This window comes from Aquimarina rubra (genome assembly GCF_042684305.1).
Lineage (GTDB): Bacteria > Bacteroidota > Bacteroidia > Flavobacteriales > Flavobacteriaceae > Aquimarina > Aquimarina rubra.
Genome location: NZ_JBHULE010000035.1, coordinates 637173 through 654361, shown reverse-complemented (window position 1 = coordinate 654361; position 17189 = coordinate 637173). Strand labels below are relative to the sequence as shown.

Sequence of the window (17189 nt, the reverse complement as noted above, 5' to 3'; positions counted from 1 at the left end):
ATCTTTTTTTTGTCTTAATCTTCTCTCGAAGCAGTATCGTCTGTATCCAGATAATTAGGAATTCCGTCTCCATCAGTATCATCGTTGGTAGGATCTCCATCACCTATATCATTGGTAGGATCCCCATCACCGTCTCTATCGAAATTCAGGTCTGTATCAGGTTCTAAATCCTCATCTATAGTCCGTGTTCCATCACCATCGTCATCAACATCCAAATAATCAGGAAAACCATTCAAATCAGTATCATCATCAGCGTCAAAAACCAGTCTATCACCATCTATATCTTCCAGGTATGAAGGAACCCCATCGTTATCATGATCCGACTCTACACTACCATATAATTGAATATTAAAAATAAGCGGTGCGTATTGTGGAATACCATTCTGTGGCTCTGCAAAATATCCTAGACCTGAAGGAATAAAAACCGTAAAATTTCCAAAATCCATGTTATAATTCACGGTTCCATCATTTGGATCCGGAACGTTAAATCCAGAAGCCCCTCTAAAATCTACCACAGATTCTCTGAAACCTTCAATGATATTCACCAAATCAAACCAAACCGGAGTAACAGCACTATCAAATACTCTTCTATCCGGATTATTATTATCCACTGGATCTTTTTCATCAATAACACCATCTCCATCGGAATCTGATGAGTTTGGGTTATTATCAATATCAGCATCATCCGCTATTCCATCTCCATCGCTATCTGTTTTAGTTACAGAATCATCAATCAAATCCGGTTCTCCGTTTCCATCAGCATCTACATCTCCATCATTCGGAATACCGTCAGCATCATCATCTTCATAGTCATAAAACACTTCTCCTCTATACGTTACGTAAACAGAATCCGCAAAAGTAGGCTGACGCTCAGTTTGTACACCCGTATTTTGCTTAAGAAAATATAGTGTGTAATCAACATCATTACTAGTTAAAGTTTTAGTTTCTAAAAGTCCAGAATCCCAAATAGAAGTCTGACCACTATTATCACCAGCTATAGTATCAAATTGTACTATCTGATAATCTGGATTTGCTGCATTATCAACTAGTGTGAAAAAGTGAGTTTTCAAATACTCCTGAATTAGAGGATCTTCATTAGCTTGTTGCTCTGCTTCATCTCTAGGGGGTACGGCGATGATACCATCATCATCATCATTATTACAAGCATATAGTGCTGCCAAAACCATTCCTATGGCAAAAATATATCTTCTTACATTCATCTGATTGCTTTTTTGAAGGCGCAAGATACAATTTTCTTGTACTTTTGCTCCATTATTATGATAGATAAAACGCATTTTTTAATCATTTTTTATGCGAGTTGATAAATATTTATGGTGTATCCGATATTTCAAGACACGTAGTATTGCTACCAAGGCTTGCAAAGAAGGTAAAGTAAGAGTAAACGGGGATCTTATAAAACCATCCCGAGAAATATATCCTACTGATAAAATTACTGTTCGCAAAAATCAGGTTAACTATGAACTTATTGTATTAGACACACCAAAAAGTCGACTTGGCGCTAAGTTGGTCGACATATACCGTAAAGACGTTACTCCTGCAGAAGCGTTGCAAAAACTTGATCTTTTGAATTACTCTAAAGATTACTACAGAAAGAAAGGTGCGGGAAGACCTACCAAAAAGGATAGAAGGGATATCGATGACTGGTTCGATGAACCGTCTGATAATGATAGTGAAGAATGAAATTAGATTCACATTTTTGGAGCAAAAAATATAAGTTGCAACAGACAGGCTGGGACATCGGGTATGCTGCTCCGGCTATCGTTTCGTATTTTGATCAATTAGATGATAAAAATGTTAAAATATTGATTCCGGGATGCGGTAATGCATATGAGGCTATACACTTATTCGAAAAAGGGTTCAAAAACATCTACATACTGGATTTTGTGAAGGAAACATTAGAAAAATTTGAAAAAAAACATCCTGATTTTCCCAAAAAACAAATTTTATTTAAAGACTTTTTCAGCTTAGAAGAACAATTTGATTTTATTATAGAGCAAACTTTTTTTTGCGCCCTATTACCGAATCAAAGAAAAGAATATGTTACTAAAATGAAATCCCTTCTAAAACCAGGTGGAAAACTAGTTGGGATTTTTTTTGATATTGATTTCGAAAAATCAGGTCCTCCATTTGGTGGAAACAAAAAGGAATATTTAAAACTATTCTCTTCGTCTTTCAAAATTAAAACACTGGAAAAATGTTATAATTCCATTCCACCTCGCATGGGTAACGAACTCTTTTTTATCTTTGAGGCTGACTGAAGAAAATAAACATCAATTACTTATGCAAACTAAAAACAATATCATTCTTACTCACGAACAAATTCAGCATAAGATTAAGCGGATAGCCTATCAGATTTATGAGTCCAATGTTAACGAAAAAGAAATAGTTATTGCAGGTATTTCAGAAAACGGTTACATTTTTGCCCAAAGACTGAAAACTATTTTAGAAGACATCTCAGATATTGCAGTTACCCTTTGTGAGGTTACCATGGATAAAACTTCACCCCAAAATACAGTAAAGACTTCCATTTCTGCATCTGACTATAAAAACAAATCGCTTGTACTAGCTGATGATGTCCTAAATTCGGGAACTGCTTTGGTATATGGAGTCAAACACTTTTTAGACGTTCCACTTGTACGATTTAAAACTGCGGTTCTTGTAAATAGGAATCATAAAAAATACCCTATTAAAGCAGATTTTAAAGGTATTTCTTTATCTACCTCTCTGCACGAGCACGTTAATGTTACCTTTGGCAAAAACGATCTTGCTATATTAGAATAAAGTTTCTTGTATTTCTGCTACTACTTCTTTAACCGTTTTATCATCGGTTGAGATTACATATTCAGCTTGATTATAATAAAAGGAACGTTCAAAAAGATGTTTTCTAATAAAATCCTTTAGATCCTCCTCTAAGTTTAAATGTGATATCAGAGGGCGTTTATCTTTTTCAACAAATAATCTATCCACCAGTTCTTGCAAAGATGTTTTTAAATAAACACTTTTAGCATCCTTGTTATCTTTAATTAACTCCAGATTTCCTGCAAAACAAGGTGTTCCACCTCCCAAAGAAATTATAGTATTTGAATAAGTTTCCAGAACCTCTTTTAGATATTCATTTTCTTTTTTCCTGAAATATATTTCTCCCTTTTCTTCAAAAATTTGATTTATGGATTTTTTTTCTTGAGCCTCAATGTAATCATCTAAATCAAGACATTCCATTTTTAATTTAGATGCTAAATCCCTGCCAATAGAGGACTTACCGCAACCCATATACCCTAATAAAATAATATTCATAAACTAAAACTTAAACTATTTATGCCTGAAAAAAAGAGCATTTTAAATAAAACGTAAATTTATATTAAATTCTTCTTGAAAAATAAATTAATGATAGTATATTTGCACCCGCATTCAAGGAAAAAAGAATGTATGACCGGGTAGCTCAGTTGGTAGAGCATCTCCCTTTTAAGGAGAGGGTCCTGGGTTCGAGCCCCAGCCCGGTCACTGTTAAAGGAATAATTATTATATTTTAATGATTATTTGTTTTAAAAGTTCAAAGTGATAATGGTGAGAAGCATATCCTGAGCGTAGTCAAAGGAAGCCCCAGCCCGGTCGCTAGTAAACGAATAATGATTAAGTTTTAATGATTATTCTTGAGTTCTTATAAAATATCTGATAATTAATTTATCTAATGACCGGGTAGCTCAGTTGGTAGAGCATCTCCCTTTTAAGGAGAGGGTCCTGGGTTCGAGCCCCAGCCCGGTCACTAAAAAGTATCGCAATTCTCTTGTGATACTTTTTTAGTTTTATACTATATTGTAAAATAAGCATCTTCATTTACCCGGATGCTGGAATTGGTAGACAGGCATGGTTGAGGGCCATGTGTCCATTAGGGCGTGTGGGTTCGACTCCCATTCCGGGTACTTTTATCCTTGTTAAGTATATATTTTATAATACCCTTCCCGGTCCAGTAATTTCTTTATCAACCAACACTAAAAAAGTATTGATATTGGTATCGTTTTATTGAACTTTTAATTTACTAATCCGCACGGAAAACATTTCCGCGCTATCGGCTCAAGCTATCGGCTCAATCTTAAACTATTTCATCAATAGAAGTACCAATGCATCAGCAGAATCTTTTAATGCAAAGATAAAAGCATTCAGAGCACAGTTCAGAGGGGTCAAAAATGTAGAATTCTTCCTCTTTAGATTAACCAGAATATTTGCATAAACACAACAATTGGTCTTGATCCAATAAAATTCACAAAGGTTTATAAAACAATTGCTTTCAGTAATTTTGTTTCTATACCTACAGACATCCTCAGGAATTCACCATACAAAAAAAATATAAATTATAGATAGTTGCACTTACTCATATACAAACTTCTAGAAATCCTCTAAACCTAAAAATAATACTTTGTATAAGATTAAAAACAACCTTATAACTATAAATATAGTATTATTACTATTTTTATAGTTATATTACTAAAAATATAGTTATATTTGTCATATGAAATAAGCCATAAGAATTAAATTGATACGCACCAATATGATCATATGGCTATTCCATTTTTGCACTGAGCTATGTCGAAGTGTGACCATTAAAAGCAATTAACATTAACAGATGAAAGATTTAACAAAGGCAGAAGAGCAGATTATGAGATATCTTTGGAAGCTCGAAAAAGCATTCCTAAAAGATATTGTAGAACAATTTCCGGAACCGCGCCCTGCATATACAACTATATCTACTGTGATTAGAACTTTGGTTACAAAAGAATTTATAAGTTTTACTACCTACGGAAGAATAAAAGAGTATTATCCTCTGATATCTAAAGAAACTTATTTCAAAAATCATTTTAAAGGAGTGGTCAAGAATTTCTTTAGCGGTTCGATCAGCAAGTTTGCAATGTTTTTTACAAATGACGATGACCTGAACGTATCCGAATTAGAAAAAATGAAGCAGCTTATTGAAGAAAAAATTGATAAACTAAAAAAAGAAGATGAGTAATTTTTTCATATACCTTATACAAACGAGTATTTGCTTAGCAGTTTTATACAGCTCATATTATCTATTCTTTCGAAAGTTAACTTTTCATAAGATCAACAGAATACTGCTGCTACTTTTATTACCAATGTCCCTGTGGCTTCCATTTATCAATCAAATTGAACTTCCAATTGCAAATCACGCAGTTATTATACCAGATTTTGATGATATTTTACCTGTAGAGAATCTATCTCAAGAAGTCCTTTTGCAATCTTCTGGGCACTCCGAGAAGGATTGGAATCCAATTCATTTACTTTATATAGTTTATAGTATTGGTGTATTTATCTGTCTATTAAGGTTATTATTATCCATTACACAGCTTTATACATTAAAAAGAAGGTCTATAACTTTCGTTAGAGATGGATTTTACTTTATTTCTGCAGACACACCTACTATATTCTCCTGTTTCCGTTGGATTTTTATTCCAAAAGATAAAATAAATGAAATCGACGTACCTATACTCGAACATGAGAAAGTTCACGTAAAACTTGGCCACACTATTGATCTAATAGTAACAGAAATATACTTGGTTGTATTCTGGTTTAATCCATTTTCGTACTTATTTAGAAAATCAATTAAGTCAATTCACGAGTTTCAGGCTGATCAATCCGTAATCAACAGTAAAATCAAAAAATCACATTATTTAGAACTCCTGATAAAAAATCTAGGGACAAACCAAACCGCAAAATTATATAGTTATTTTAATCATTCATTAATCAAAAAACGAATAGACATGATCACAAAAACCAATTCCAATCAAAAACACCTTATCCGATACATTTTGCTTATCCCGGTACTGGCGATACTTTTTATGGCTTTTATAAAACCAGAACCTGAAACCTATCATATAATACAACAAGTATTAACAGAGGAAAATGTTATAGAAACTCCGCCTTCTATTTTCCCAATTCAAAATGGATCAAAAGATGATATTACTGCAACTTACGGACCTGGATTTAATCATCCAATAAAGAAAAGAAAAGCTTTTCATCAAGGAATCGATATCAGAGCCAAAGTAGGAACTCCAGTATTAGCCACTGCAAATGGGGTTATTTCATTTGTAAAAAGCAAAGGTGATTGGGGAAACCTAATCATTATCTCTCACGCAGATGGATATGAGACCTGGTATGCACATCTGGACAGTTTTCAAGTTACAGAAAATCAGGAGGTCAAAATAGGGCAAGTTATAGGTAATAGCGGAAACACAGGACTTTCTACAGGGCCTCATCTTCATTATGAAGTAAAACGTAATGGAAAAAGATTAAATCCAATGGATTATTTAGGAAAATAATCGCATAAAATAAGCAAGCATAGACACTATGCTTGCTTGTTATTCTTCACAAATTATTCGGTAGAAACATCAAAAAGAAACAGTCCGTAGCAAATTAGCCCCTTTTAGTTTTTTTTAGAATTTATATAAATCTCAATCGGCTATTTCTAACTTAGATTCAGCATCTGGTACCGATTTTAAAAACTGATTCAGCTTCATTTTAACAATTACCTGCAATATTTTAACAAGTACTACAAGCAGAATATCCACTTTTTTTTTAAATTTGTTTAACTATTATTAAAAAAAAGTGAACAATATTAAACAAAATTTTAGTATTAAAGATCTTGAAAACCTATGTGGAGTAAAAGCACATACTATCAGGATATGGGAAAAAAGATATAATCTCTTGTCACCCGATCGTACTGAAACCAATATACGGACTTATAGTCTAAAAAGCTTACAGAAATTACTGAATGTCACATATCTGGTCAATAGCGGATATAAAATATCCAGAGTTTCTAAACTGAACAACGAAGAAATTGATGAATATGTAAGACGAATCGTATCCGACAATAGCACTAAAAATCAAGCGATTAATTCTTTAAAAATCTCTATGCTTAATTATGATTTGCAGTTATTCTTGGGTACCTATGAGCAATTATCAGAAAAAAGAACATTCAGACAAATTTTTACGGATGTATTCATTCCTTTATTAACGGAAATAGGACTTTTGTGGCAAACAAATACGATTAGCCCTTCTCATGAACATTTTATCACTAATCTGATAAAGCAAAAACTTTTAATCAATATAGAGAAGCTTCAGTATTCTAAATCTACAAAAACTGACAAGGCTTTTATTCTATATCTACCAGAAAACGAAATACACGAATTAGGTTTACTATATCTTAATTATGAAATTTTACTGAAAGGATACAAGGCAATTTACCTTGGACCAAGCATTCCATTAGATAGCCTGCCTAATATGCTTTCTTTTCACGAAAATACTGTTTTTGTTTCTTACTTCACCGTAAGACCCGAAAAGGATAAAATAGGAGAATATGTACAAAAATTCAACGAAGTAGTTTGCTCTAAGCGAGAAAGTGAATTTTGGATGCTAGGCAAGCAAACCATGCATCTATCGGGTAACAGCGCACCCAACCATCGTTATTTTTCTTCCATCACCGATTTTATAAAAGAATTATAACCCGCTAACAATCAAATACAAATCCATGTCACAAAAAGTAGTAATCATCGGTTCCGGCTTTTCATCGCTTTCTGCCTCCTGCTATCTTGCTCAACTAGGCTATGACGTTACCATATATGAAAAAAACGATACGGTTGGTGGTCGAGCAAGGCAACTAAAAAGAGATGGATTTACTTTTGATATCGGACCTTCCTGGTATTGGATGCCTGATGTGTTTGAGAAGTTTTTTAATGATTTTAACACATCTCCTTCTGAATTTTATACGTTAGATAAGTTAAATCCTGCGTACAAGGTATTTTTTGAAAACAAAGAAAGTATCACCATTGAGGATACGCTAGAAAAAATCTATGCTGCTTTCGAAAAGGAAGAAAAAGGAAGTTCGGATAAATTAAAAAAGTTCATATCCGCTGCTAAAAGTAATTATGACATAGCAATTAAGGAGTTAGTATATAGACCTGGTATTTCGCCAATAGAATTGGTAACCAAAGAAACGATTAAAAAAATCGGGCAGTTTTTCAGTACTGTTTCTAAAGAAGTAAGAAAAGAATTTAAAAATAAAAAGTTAATTCAAATTCTGGAGTTCCCTGTACTCTTTCTTGGTGCTAAACCAAGTGACACACCTGCATTTTATAATTTCATGAATTATGCTGATTTTGGATTAGGAACTTGGCACCCCAAAGGCGGAATGTATCAAGTTATTTTGGGAATGAAAAAATTAGCCGAATCTTTAGGTGTCCAAATCTTAACTAATTCCCCGGTTGATAAAATTTTAGTTAAGAATAGTACTGCCGAAGGAATTGTTGTGAATAATTCCGAAATCAAAGCTGATATTGTATTATGTGGTGCGGACTACCATCACGGAGAGACCTTATTAGAGCCAAAGTATCGACAATATTCTGAATCATATTGGGAACGCAAAACGTTTGCCCCCTCTTCTCTTCTTTTTTATGTTGGATTTGATAAAAAACTAAAAAACATAAACCATCATAATTTGTTTTTCGATACTGATTTTGACAAACACGCGAAAGATATTTATGACGCCCCTCAATGGCCAGAAGATCCTCTTTTCTATGCCAATTTTACTTCGGTTACTGATTCAGGATCAGCTCCGGATGGTAAGGAAAATGGTTTTTTTCTAATCCCTCTAGCACCGGGAATTGAAGATACGTCTGATCTCAGGGAAACATATTTTAATAAAATTATAACTCGTTTTGAAGATTTGACCGAACAAAGTGTCCAAAATAATATTATCTTTAAGGAGTCCTTTTGTGTGAAAGACTTTATAAAAGAATATAACTCATACAAAGGAAATGCCTATGGAATGGCAAATACACTGTTGCAAACAGCATTTCTTAGACCTAAGTTGAAAAGTAAAAAAGTTCAACATCTATTTTTTACAGGACAACTAACTGTTCCCGGACCAGGAGTTCCACCATCATTGATTTCTGGAAAACTGGTAGCAGGATTAATAGAATCACAATTCAATCTATCTAGTAAACCAAAACTACAGATTGTGTGATCTAAAATGCGCTTAACAAATTTGTTTAACAGACCTAAATTTAATTTACTGATTGATCAATAAATTAAATAGAAACTAAAACCATACCGATGAAAGCTTTATTTGACTCCGTTTCTTATAGTTGTAGTAAACTTGTTACCAACTCCTATAGTACTTCATTTTCTTTAGCATCCAAAATGTTGTCTGACTCTATACGCCAGGATATCTATAACATTTATGGATTTGTAAGATTTGCTGATGAAATTGTAGACAGCTTCCACGAATATGATAAAGAGACTTTATTTAATGATTTTGAAGCTGAAATGTATAAGGCGATTGAACAAAAGATTAGTTTGAACCCTATCCTTAATTCATTTCAAAAAACCGTACATCAGTACGATATAGAACCAGAATTGTACGAGGCTTTTATGAAAAGTATGCGTTTAGATCTTCATAAAACTAACTATCTGACCAGTGCTGAATATAATGAATATATTTATGGTTCGGCAGATGTGGTTGGTCTTATGTGTCTTAAAGTATTTGTAAAAGGAAATGCTGAAAAATATAATGAATTGAAGGAAAGTGCGATGCATTTAGGTTCAGCCTTTCAAAAGGTTAATTTCTTGCGAGATCTTAAAGCAGATTTTGAAGATTTAAGTAGAACTTATTTCCCCAACACAGATTTAACCCAGTTAGATGAGGCTTCAAAACTTAGCATCATAGAAGAAATTCAGGAAGATTTTGATAAAGGTTTTGAAGGTATTATGAAACTACCTGTTGAAGCAAAATTTGGAGTATACACCGCCTATATTTATTACAAAAAATTACTTAATAAATTAAAAGCTACTCCTTCTGTAGAAATCAAAAACACCAGAATCCGTGTGCCAAATTATCAAAAATTTGGACTATTAGCTAAATCGTATTTTGATTATAGATTTCACTTAATATAATAGTACTTTTGAAGAAATTTATATAAGATGAATATTCTGATTTGGATATCGATTTTTATAGCTACTTTCTGTTTTATGGAATTTATGGCTTGGTTCACTCACAAGTACATCATGCACGGTTTTTTATGGCCTCTTCATAAAGACCATCATCATAAAGATCATAGCAGTTGGTGGGAGCGCAATGATCTGTTTTTTGTCTTTTATGCCGTCATCAGCATGTCTTGTATCATGCTTCACGACCCAGTCTCTTTCTGGATGGGAAAACCCATTGGTTTTGGAATTTTAGCATATGGTATCGCTTACTTTTTTGTACACGATATTTTTATACATCAGCGCTTTAAATTATTCCGAAACGCAAATCATTGGTATGCAAAAGGTGTTCGAAGAGCTCACAAAATACACCATAAACATTTAGGTAAAAGTAAAGGTGAGTGTTTTGGGATGTTATTTGTTCCTTTTAAATATTTTAAAAAGTAGTGTTACTCTACTAATAGTTGGTCTAATGTAGTCCTCACTTTATCCGTATTCCAATCCGCTGCACCGACTTTATGAATCACAATATTTCCTTTTTTATCGATCAGGTATGTTCCAGGAATAGGCTTATGAACAAAAGGTTTAGGATGTTCTGATAATGATCTATAAATTGGATAATCATAGCTTTTATCTTTCATAAATTTATTCAGCTCCGGATCATCATCTTCAGTTAGGAAAACAAAAACTACTTTATCTTTATAATCATTGTACAGTTCCTGAAGTGATGGCATTTCTGCAATACAAGGAGGACACCAGGTAGCCCAATAGTTTAATAAAATAACTTTACCTTCTGCCGTACTGAAATTCATTGACTCTGTATTTACTCCATGAAGCTTCCAATCATAAGAAGCGACCTGAGCACGTTCCTCTACAGCAACTAAGCTTGGACTAAAAGAAAATATTCTGGTTAAGAAAATTTGCATCATTCCTCGTGTACTAGGAATAAAAAAAAGTAATAATACAATTACAAAAACTAAGTTAGATATATTCTTTTTGTTGAATTTCATAAGTGATCTTGTGTAATATTACCATTAAAATTTGTTAGTAAAAACAGGTTCCTTACAAAAGTAAATAAAGAATTAGAAGTTATAAGATAGTTTTTTAAAAAGATATTCCCCGAGAGACCCTTATCATTATTTGATGGATGGTCTGAAGGCAAAAAGATTTGGAAAAAACATAGTATTCCTTCAGAATCTACATTAACATGAATCTATAATTATAACAAAAAATTTCTTAAAACCAACTATCCCCGAGACAGAGCCATAGGAGTATTTCGCTGGTTTCATTTTGATCTAGGGATCAAAAAACGAAATTTTATATTTCCCCCTCACCCCAACTCTCTCCACCGAAAGGAGAGGGAGAAATAGGAAACCCCGAGGCAGAGCCTCGAGGAATTCTTTAGATTAAAAAGGGTTCGACTATTCATAAGTCAAACCCTTGTATTAAAATTACGGTGATAGTTTCAAAAAAAAATAAGCTTTTAGCCAGTCTAATAGTATGATACATACCAAACCAAATCCTTACTCTAAAACTATTTTTTTTACGATACCTTCATTCGTTTTTAGAATATAAATACCTCCTATAATATTCGATAAATCTATCATATCACCGGTTCCTTTTGAAATTAATTGACCATTGATCGTATACACATTCCAAACCAATGATCTATTTAAATATACAACACCTGTTTTACTGGGGTTTGGATGCAATGTCAAACTTTCAACGGGTTTGTTACTTCTATCATTTTGATTGAATGATCTTTCTATGCTCAGCTTATCAATATTAAATCTTCCTTTTAGTATATTTAATCTTAATATGTGTTGACCTCTTGGAAGCTTTACTCTGTATCGAGTTTTATTTTCATAGGTATTCCAACTTTTGGTATTACCAAATGTGCCATTAGTAAACAATACTTGGTTTAGATCTGCTAACTCAGCTCCTATAGCTGTTCCATCATGAATCGTTGAATATCTAAAATTGAAATTATAATAGGCCTCTTCTGCAATGTTCACAGAGTATTCTAACCACTCTCCATCCTTTGTCCACCCTAAATGGCGACCGGTTTCTCCAGCGATATTTCCAATATCCACTCCTTCATTTACCCTATAGGCATTTCCAAGGTTTTGAGCATCTGTATCGCTGTAAGCAATTCCTTCTCCTCCAATATCATAATTCTCTGCTTCGATCACTCCGGGAACTGGCCAGGGACTATCTATTAAAGGCTCTTGCTCTCCACGTACCGTAATCACTACCTCATCCTGAGCCGTATTACCTGTCCTGTCTACCGCAATAACTTTTAGTGTATGCTGCCCTTTTGTTAATCCTAAGATTTCGTTGTCTTCGCCCCAAGTATAAGGTCTTGTGTTCCTAACATTGATAGAAATGTTATCGATAAAAAGTTCAGCAGACAAAAGATCTCCATCTGGATCGGCAATGAAGGTTCGCACCAACAGTTCATCATATCCTTCCCTAAACACTTGATTTTCGGTTGGGCTGTCTATTCTTACTTCGGGTGCAGAGCTAATAACGGATCCATCAACAATTACTTCATATTTAAGAAAAGAAAATGCCGGTAGGGTCGTACTTAAATTAATGGTTGACTTGTTGTTAGTAGCATTGGTAGTTGTGGTAGTCATCCAATCTGACCAAGGCAAAGTTCCATTTGCCTTATTATAAATAGCTAAACGATACCGAACTGAACTCCCTACCGGGGTATCAAACGTCGCTTTAAAATTTAGTTGTTCCGCAACATTCGAATTGGGTCTATGACTATGATTATATGCCATAATATTGTATTGTTGATTTTCTGGATCATATGTAAAAAGACCATTTACGTAATTATTATTTGAATTCTGATTCCCAGATTTTGAACTTTTGTAATACGTATTTCCTTTTAATTTAGAAAATTCTGCATTGGCTGGTGAGTAATTGTCTCCTGGTCCCCATTGGAACAAATTGACCATGTCATGTTCAAAAAACATTTTCATTAAAGCTACCATAAATGCATTCTGATGAGCAGTAGAAGCTTCTGTATACCCATTGCCTTGGCCATTTAAGGTCTCAAGTAATGCAAACTCGTGAATTTCGAGTTTGGCATTTGAATTCCACTGAGGTATGTCTTTAATAGCACCGAAATCTTTCGCATAAACTTCATCTAAATCAATTCGACCAGATTGATTAAAAAAAGGATAGAAAGATACACCAACGAAATCATAGTGCACATTATTAGCTTTACACCATTTTACAAAATCTGTTCCCCAAGGAAAATTTGAAGATTCCCATAAAAAGTGAGAACCAACTTTCGCATCCGGAAGTACAGAATGAATAGCTCGCACTGATCTTCTATAAAATTGAAAAAATCGCTGTTGTGTCCCTGTCCAGTGACCCGAAGTACCAATTTCTCGTCCAATACCAAATTGTACTTTTAACATTTCTTCTCTACCATAGGTGTTGATCAAAAAACGCATCACTTCTTTCAAATAGTTTGCCCAAGCATTGAAGTCTCTTGGAGGTTCAGCATTCCCATAGGTAGATACTTTGTATTCATTTCCGGGTAACGTACCATCTGCATTACGTTGAAAATCCCAAGAAGGATTATCAAGAACAATTTGATGAAGTCCAACTCCCTTATCAAAAATTCCATCGATTTGTGTTTTTAATCGACTAAAATCAGTGACAAATTGCGTTCCATTCCATCTATAAGAATCTTTAAAAAATTCAGGTTGATTATTTCTAGCAATTCCACCCAACGGACGTACAATACATAATTTTGAATTTGGAGTCGATGGCATCCTAAAACCATTTGCTGGATGAATCCGATTAAATACATCTAACTGGTAAGGAATATTCTGTTTTGCATTTTCTTCTATTGTATAATCGCAATTAATTGTAATTTGAGCATTGATTACAGTTATAAAAAACAATAAACTTGTTAGTAATACATGAGTTAGTGTATGATTTTTAGTTTTCATAATCGAATTGAGTTTGTGTTAGTATTACTTTGATTTATTTTATGGTGATCTCTTTTTTCCTCTTGAAAATTTGAATCTTTAAGACTTAAAAAGTGAAAGAATCTCGGTTTATAAAGGCTAATAATATTATCGTTTAATCAGGATTTTTTTTGTTGTTTTATCTCCGGTATCAAATAATACCTCTAACAAATAAAGTCCTTCGGACAGATTGGAAACGTTGATTTCGGACATATCCAATCCACTATCCTTCATCATCGATTCGACTTTTTGACCATTTAGATTATAAAAAAGAACTCTTCTTATTTGATTGGCATCTGCTTCATCTACGTCCAGGTAAATCACTGTGGTTGCAGGATTTGGAAAAATACTCATCGCTGCGACTTTATCTATATCATTACGCCTGTTTCTATAGGAATCAGCGGTTCTTGTATCAGACCATTTTGGAGAAACTGCATTATTACAACCTCTTAGCACCTGATATTGATAGGATTGATCTCCATCAAGACCATTAATCTGAGCATATGAATTGGTAGTTTTCACACTTTTATATGTCCAATGCAATGAATTTGCTGCTTTATAACGAACGGCAACCTGCTCTTGTTTATCATCACTACTAAAATTGATTCTTAGCGTATTATCATTTCGCCAGTTTTCTGAAGTAATCTGCACTAAATCACACGTTCTTCTTTGTAAATGCAAACGCACTAATTCTCGAGCTACATTTTGTACATCACTTGGATCATTTATCTTACTTGCCCTTCTTTGAAAAATTCCCGCCAAACCATATCCTGCTAACTCCAGATTATTAAAAACCAAACCATTAGAATGTTCGCCCTGTAATCCAAAATCCATTACATTATAGTCATCTCCGTATCTCCTTCGTTGTGCATTATATACTTCCATATTGTTAAACTGCGTATTCGAAGTATAAGAAGCACTGATCGCCATAAAATTGTTCCATACAATTTGATTTGAAACAAACTGTCTGGTACGAGAAACATTATTAGAATTAAAATATCTTAAATACGGCCCTTGTTCATAAAATTTGTTTGCTACAGCATTATTGAATCTAATGTTCAAACCTATGTGACTTGCATAAGAAACATTGTTATCACATTCTAGCATAGGAAAATCAACTAAGACATACATGCGCTCTGGTTCATTTTCATATCCACGAACAATTTCTCTGGGTCTGATAGAGCTTCCGAAGCCTGCGTATACTTTTCTGGCAATGGATTCCCGTATTCCTACAAACGTACTGTATGTCCATTGATTTTGGATTAAAGCATCCTGAACGCCACCCGTGGTAAACCAAATCATTCCACTACCATTACAGCTTGCTGCTATGTTATTGGTAGCTCTTACCGCCGGTCCCTGAAACCAAAAACCATCGCCACCAAAACCAAAATCATTAATTACAGGTAGTCTGGAATTCATTTTAAAACCTAATCTACGCTCCCTTAACTCTCCATTTCCATGTCCTTGTATAGCCATATTATTATTGAAAGTTCCTAATTCGTCACCAATCTCCGTTACAAAACCAGCTCCGGTAAAATTGAAGGCTACGTTATTGTTAAAGTCTACGTGACTAGAATGGTTTACAAACCCCCATCCCGGCGTATCTTCTACCACACAATAGGAAACCGTTGCTAAAGCTTTGTTTACATCATTCTCATTCACACCATTTCTATGGAAATGAACAGCATATCTACCTCTATTATTTTTGATCGTTGATGGATTTGTTTTTCTTCTCGCTTGTCCGCGACTAGCACCTGAAGTATTTCTTCCTGCCACCTGAAAATCGTCTAACGGAATTCGTTTATCGGTTCTACCTAATTGATAAAAACGAGCCCCGCGTATAGTTACATTGCTTCCTTTCATAAACATTGTATGCCCTCTGCGTGATGAATCACTGGATTCTGATCTGAATATTACATTTCTTGATACATTCGCCACATGAAATGGAAGTGACGATTTAGGACGGACGTGATCAAATTTTAAAGCAGGTTCAAAAGTTATCGTATTTCCTTCGATTCCGGTGATGGTAACTTTCTCATCCGTAAAAGCCTCGGCGATTTGAGCTCGGGTTGGTTTCTGACTCTCTCTTAATTCATTTCCAGCTAAATTGAGACGTAACCTTCCAGGATTGAATGTAGTCGCAGGTATCACTATTTCATCACCAGCTTGCCATTCTGTCCCAACAGAATTGTAAATCTGGATTGATCTATCTCCGGCTCTGGCGTCTCCCGCATTGACAAACGGACTTTTAGTCTGACCAAAAATTTGGCAGGTTCCTTCCACAATAAGACCTCTGTTCGATAAGGTTGGATTGGTTATTGCGCCGTTATCCAAAAATACAATTTCTGTGGTTCTGTTAGATTTTACAGGAGCAGTACTAGTACCTATTCGTAACGCTCCACCTGCTTGAACTTTAAGAGTTTCTACCAACAACCTTGTATTGCGTCTTTTATTCATATTTAATGTGCCATATACTTCAATGTATTGAAGTCTTGCGGATTCTCGTCTTATTACGTTAACGGTTATTCCTGCCGGAATAATGACCATATCCCCATCACCAGGTAATTGACCACCCCAAGTTGCAGGATTATTCCATTTACCTGAAGTAGTAGCGCTCACTTGATTTATAGCTAAAGGAGGAGGAGCACAATCAAAATTGGAAGTAACTTTGGTAAAATTTTTACTGCTATTTACTTGATCAAAATCTATGATATCTGTAAAATACTCAGTAATTCGGTCCCAAAAACTGACCTTCTCAGAATCAGATTTTATAGTATTATTTATACTGTTAGTACTGTTTAAACTATACGCGTTAATTGGTAAACATAAAACGAATAGAAAAAGAGAGCAACCTAACAGGGTTGTTCTCAGAAAGAGTAACGAAGTTTTCATTTGTTGAGTTTGTCTTTAAAATATTAGTCTTGTTTGATAGTTAGAGTAAAAGCAAGGTTTCGCTATGCCTGTACAACAAAGCATTTGCATTTCACTAAAAATTGTTTTGAATACGATAAAGACAAACAAAGTTTTGTTCAAGCGTGTAAAACACTTTCTGGATTGACAAAACTTTTAAAAGGGGGAAAGTATTGTTGAGTACAAATATATAGAAAATACGGTTGTAAAGATTGTGTAAAGATATCTTTCAGGGTGTGCAATGGTTCTATTTAGGGTATACAATAGTTCTAA

The 17189-nt window shown here is 34.1% G+C and carries 14 protein-coding genes, 3 tRNA genes and 1 pseudogene; 13 read left to right on the top strand and 5 right to left on the bottom strand.

Features of this window, described 5'->3' with window-relative positions; genetic code table 11:
- Positions 1-14: 14 nt before the first annotated feature.
- On the bottom strand, positions 15-1295 hold the full coding sequence (locus ACFSR1_RS22715) for an FKBP-type peptidyl-prolyl cis-trans isomerase (protein WP_378295316.1): 1281 nt from the start codon (positions 1293-1295) through the stop codon (positions 15-17).
- A gap of 16 nt (positions 1296-1311) precedes the next feature.
- On the opposite strand from ACFSR1_RS22715, the gene ACFSR1_RS22710 reads away from it, so the two are divergent.
- From ACFSR1_RS22710 to ACFSR1_RS22700, 3 genes are read left to right on the top strand one after another with little or no spacing between them, the layout of a single operon-like run.
- On the top strand, positions 1312-1701 hold the full coding sequence (locus tag ACFSR1_RS22710; RefSeq protein WP_378295315.1) for an RNA-binding S4 domain-containing protein: 390 nt from the start codon (positions 1312-1314) through the stop codon (positions 1699-1701).
- Positions 1698-2279, top strand: a complete 582-nt coding sequence (locus tag ACFSR1_RS22705; RefSeq protein ID WP_378295314.1) for a methyltransferase domain-containing protein — start codon at positions 1698-1700, stop codon at positions 2277-2279. The genes ACFSR1_RS22710 and ACFSR1_RS22705 overlap by 4 nt, the downstream gene beginning before the upstream one ends.
- Positions 2280-2301: 22 nt before the next feature.
- Complete coding sequence (locus ACFSR1_RS22700; RefSeq protein WP_378295313.1) at positions 2302-2802, top strand: phosphoribosyltransferase family protein; 501 nt, start codon at positions 2302-2304, stop codon at positions 2800-2802.
- Here ACFSR1_RS22700 and ACFSR1_RS22695 read toward each other — a convergent pair.
- Positions 2794-3315 carry a shikimate kinase gene (locus tag ACFSR1_RS22695; RefSeq protein WP_378295312.1) on the bottom strand — a complete coding sequence of 174 codons (522 nt, stop codon included), beginning with the start codon at positions 3313-3315 and terminating at the stop codon, positions 2794-2796. The genes ACFSR1_RS22700 and ACFSR1_RS22695 overlap by 9 nt on opposite strands.
- Positions 3316-3449: 134 nt before the next feature.
- On the opposite strand from ACFSR1_RS22695, the gene ACFSR1_RS22690 reads away from it, so the two are divergent.
- From ACFSR1_RS22690 to ACFSR1_RS22645, 10 genes and pseudogenes are all read left to right on the top strand, one after another.
- Positions 3450-3522 (top strand) — tRNA-Lys (locus ACFSR1_RS22690).
- 189 nt (positions 3523-3711) lie between these two features.
- A tRNA-Lys gene (locus ACFSR1_RS22685) sits at positions 3712-3784 on the top strand.
- Positions 3785-3857: 73 nt separating this feature from the next.
- Positions 3858-3941 (top strand) — tRNA-Leu (locus ACFSR1_RS22680).
- Between the two features lie 167 nt (positions 3942-4108).
- Positions 4109-4249, top strand: a pseudogene (locus ACFSR1_RS22675) (transposase); the annotation flags it as partial.
- A gap of 393 nt (positions 4250-4642) precedes the next feature.
- Positions 4643-5026 (top strand): BlaI/MecI/CopY family transcriptional regulator, encoded by a 384-nt coding sequence (locus ACFSR1_RS22670; protein WP_378295311.1) that lies wholly within the window; start codon positions 4643-4645, stop codon positions 5024-5026.
- 124 nt (positions 5027-5150) lie between these two features.
- Positions 5151-6353 carry a peptidoglycan DD-metalloendopeptidase family protein gene (locus ACFSR1_RS22665; protein WP_378295310.1) on the top strand — a complete coding sequence of 401 codons (1203 nt, stop codon included), beginning with the start codon at positions 5151-5153 and terminating at the stop codon, positions 6351-6353.
- 286 nt (positions 6354-6639) lie between these two features.
- Positions 6640-7536 (top strand): MerR family transcriptional regulator, encoded by an 897-nt coding sequence (locus ACFSR1_RS22660; protein WP_378295309.1) that lies wholly within the window; start codon positions 6640-6642, stop codon positions 7534-7536.
- Positions 7537-7561: 25 nt separating this feature from the next.
- Entirely contained in the window at positions 7562-9055 is a 1494-nt protein-coding gene (locus tag ACFSR1_RS22655) for a phytoene desaturase family protein (RefSeq protein WP_378295308.1), read from the top strand.
- Between the two features lie 89 nt (positions 9056-9144).
- Positions 9145-9984 carry a phytoene/squalene synthase family protein gene (locus ACFSR1_RS22650; RefSeq protein WP_378295307.1) on the top strand — a complete coding sequence of 280 codons (840 nt, stop codon included), beginning with the start codon at positions 9145-9147 and terminating at the stop codon, positions 9982-9984.
- Positions 9985-10011: 27 nt separating this feature from the next.
- Positions 10012-10461: a beta-carotene hydroxylase gene (locus tag ACFSR1_RS22645; RefSeq protein ID WP_378295306.1), complete on the top strand. Its 450-nt coding sequence runs from the start codon at positions 10012-10014 to the stop codon at positions 10459-10461.
- Positions 10462-10463: 2 nt separating this feature from the next.
- Here the strand turns inward: ACFSR1_RS22645 and ACFSR1_RS22640 are convergent, their stop codons facing one another.
- The 3 genes from ACFSR1_RS22640 to ACFSR1_RS22630 all read right to left on the bottom strand — a co-directional run bounded on the left by ACFSR1_RS22640 (position 10464) and on the right by ACFSR1_RS22630 (position 16898).
- The gene (locus ACFSR1_RS22640; protein WP_378295305.1) at positions 10464-11024 is read right to left on the bottom strand and encodes a TlpA family protein disulfide reductase; all 561 of its coding nucleotides are present in this window, start codon (positions 11022-11024) and stop codon (positions 10464-10466) included.
- Between the two features lie 513 nt (positions 11025-11537).
- Positions 11538-13988, bottom strand: a complete 2451-nt coding sequence (locus tag ACFSR1_RS22635; protein WP_378295304.1) for a carbohydrate-binding protein — start codon at positions 13986-13988, stop codon at positions 11538-11540.
- Between the two features lie 126 nt (positions 13989-14114).
- Positions 14115-16898, bottom strand: coding sequence for a G8 domain-containing protein (locus tag ACFSR1_RS22630; protein WP_378295303.1), 2784 nt, complete (start codon positions 16896-16898; stop codon positions 14115-14117).
- Positions 16899-17189: the final 291 nt, after the last annotated feature.

What these genes read in the sequence shown, in the direction of transcription:
- ACFSR1_RS22715 (WP_378295316.1), bottom strand. Translation starts at nt 1,295, where the DNA reads ATGCGTTTTATCTATCATAATAATGGAGCAAAAGTACAAGAAAATTGT.
- ACFSR1_RS22710 (WP_378295315.1), top strand. Translation starts at nt 1,312, where the DNA reads ATGCGAGTTGATAAATATTTATGGTGTATCCGATATTTCAAGACACGT.
- ACFSR1_RS22705 (WP_378295314.1), top strand. Translation starts at nt 1,698, where the DNA reads ATGAAATTAGATTCACATTTTTGGAGCAAAAAATATAAGTTGCAACAG.
- ACFSR1_RS22700 (WP_378295313.1), top strand. Translation starts at nt 2,302, where the DNA reads ATGCAAACTAAAAACAATATCATTCTTACTCACGAACAAATTCAGCAT.
- ACFSR1_RS22695 (WP_378295312.1), bottom strand. Translation starts at nt 3,315, where the DNA reads ATGAATATTATTTTATTAGGGTATATGGGTTGCGGTAAGTCCTCTATT.
- ACFSR1_RS22670 (WP_378295311.1), top strand. Translation starts at nt 4,643, where the DNA reads ATGAAAGATTTAACAAAGGCAGAAGAGCAGATTATGAGATATCTTTGG.
- ACFSR1_RS22665 (WP_378295310.1), top strand. Translation starts at nt 5,151, where the DNA reads ATGTCCCTGTGGCTTCCATTTATCAATCAAATTGAACTTCCAATTGCA.
- ACFSR1_RS22655 (WP_378295308.1), top strand. Translation starts at nt 7,562, where the DNA reads ATGTCACAAAAAGTAGTAATCATCGGTTCCGGCTTTTCATCGCTTTCT.
- ACFSR1_RS22650 (WP_378295307.1), top strand. Translation starts at nt 9,145, where the DNA reads ATGAAAGCTTTATTTGACTCCGTTTCTTATAGTTGTAGTAAACTTGTT.
- ACFSR1_RS22645 (WP_378295306.1), top strand. Translation starts at nt 10,012, where the DNA reads ATGAATATTCTGATTTGGATATCGATTTTTATAGCTACTTTCTGTTTT.
- ACFSR1_RS22640 (WP_378295305.1), bottom strand. Translation starts at nt 11,024, where the DNA reads ATGAAATTCAACAAAAAGAATATATCTAACTTAGTTTTTGTAATTGTA.
- ACFSR1_RS22635 (WP_378295304.1), bottom strand. Translation starts at nt 13,988, where the DNA reads ATGAAAACTAAAAATCATACACTAACTCATGTATTACTAACAAGTTTA.
- ACFSR1_RS22630 (WP_378295303.1), bottom strand. Translation starts at nt 16,898, where the DNA reads ATGAAAACTTCGTTACTCTTTCTGAGAACAACCCTGTTAGGTTGCTCT.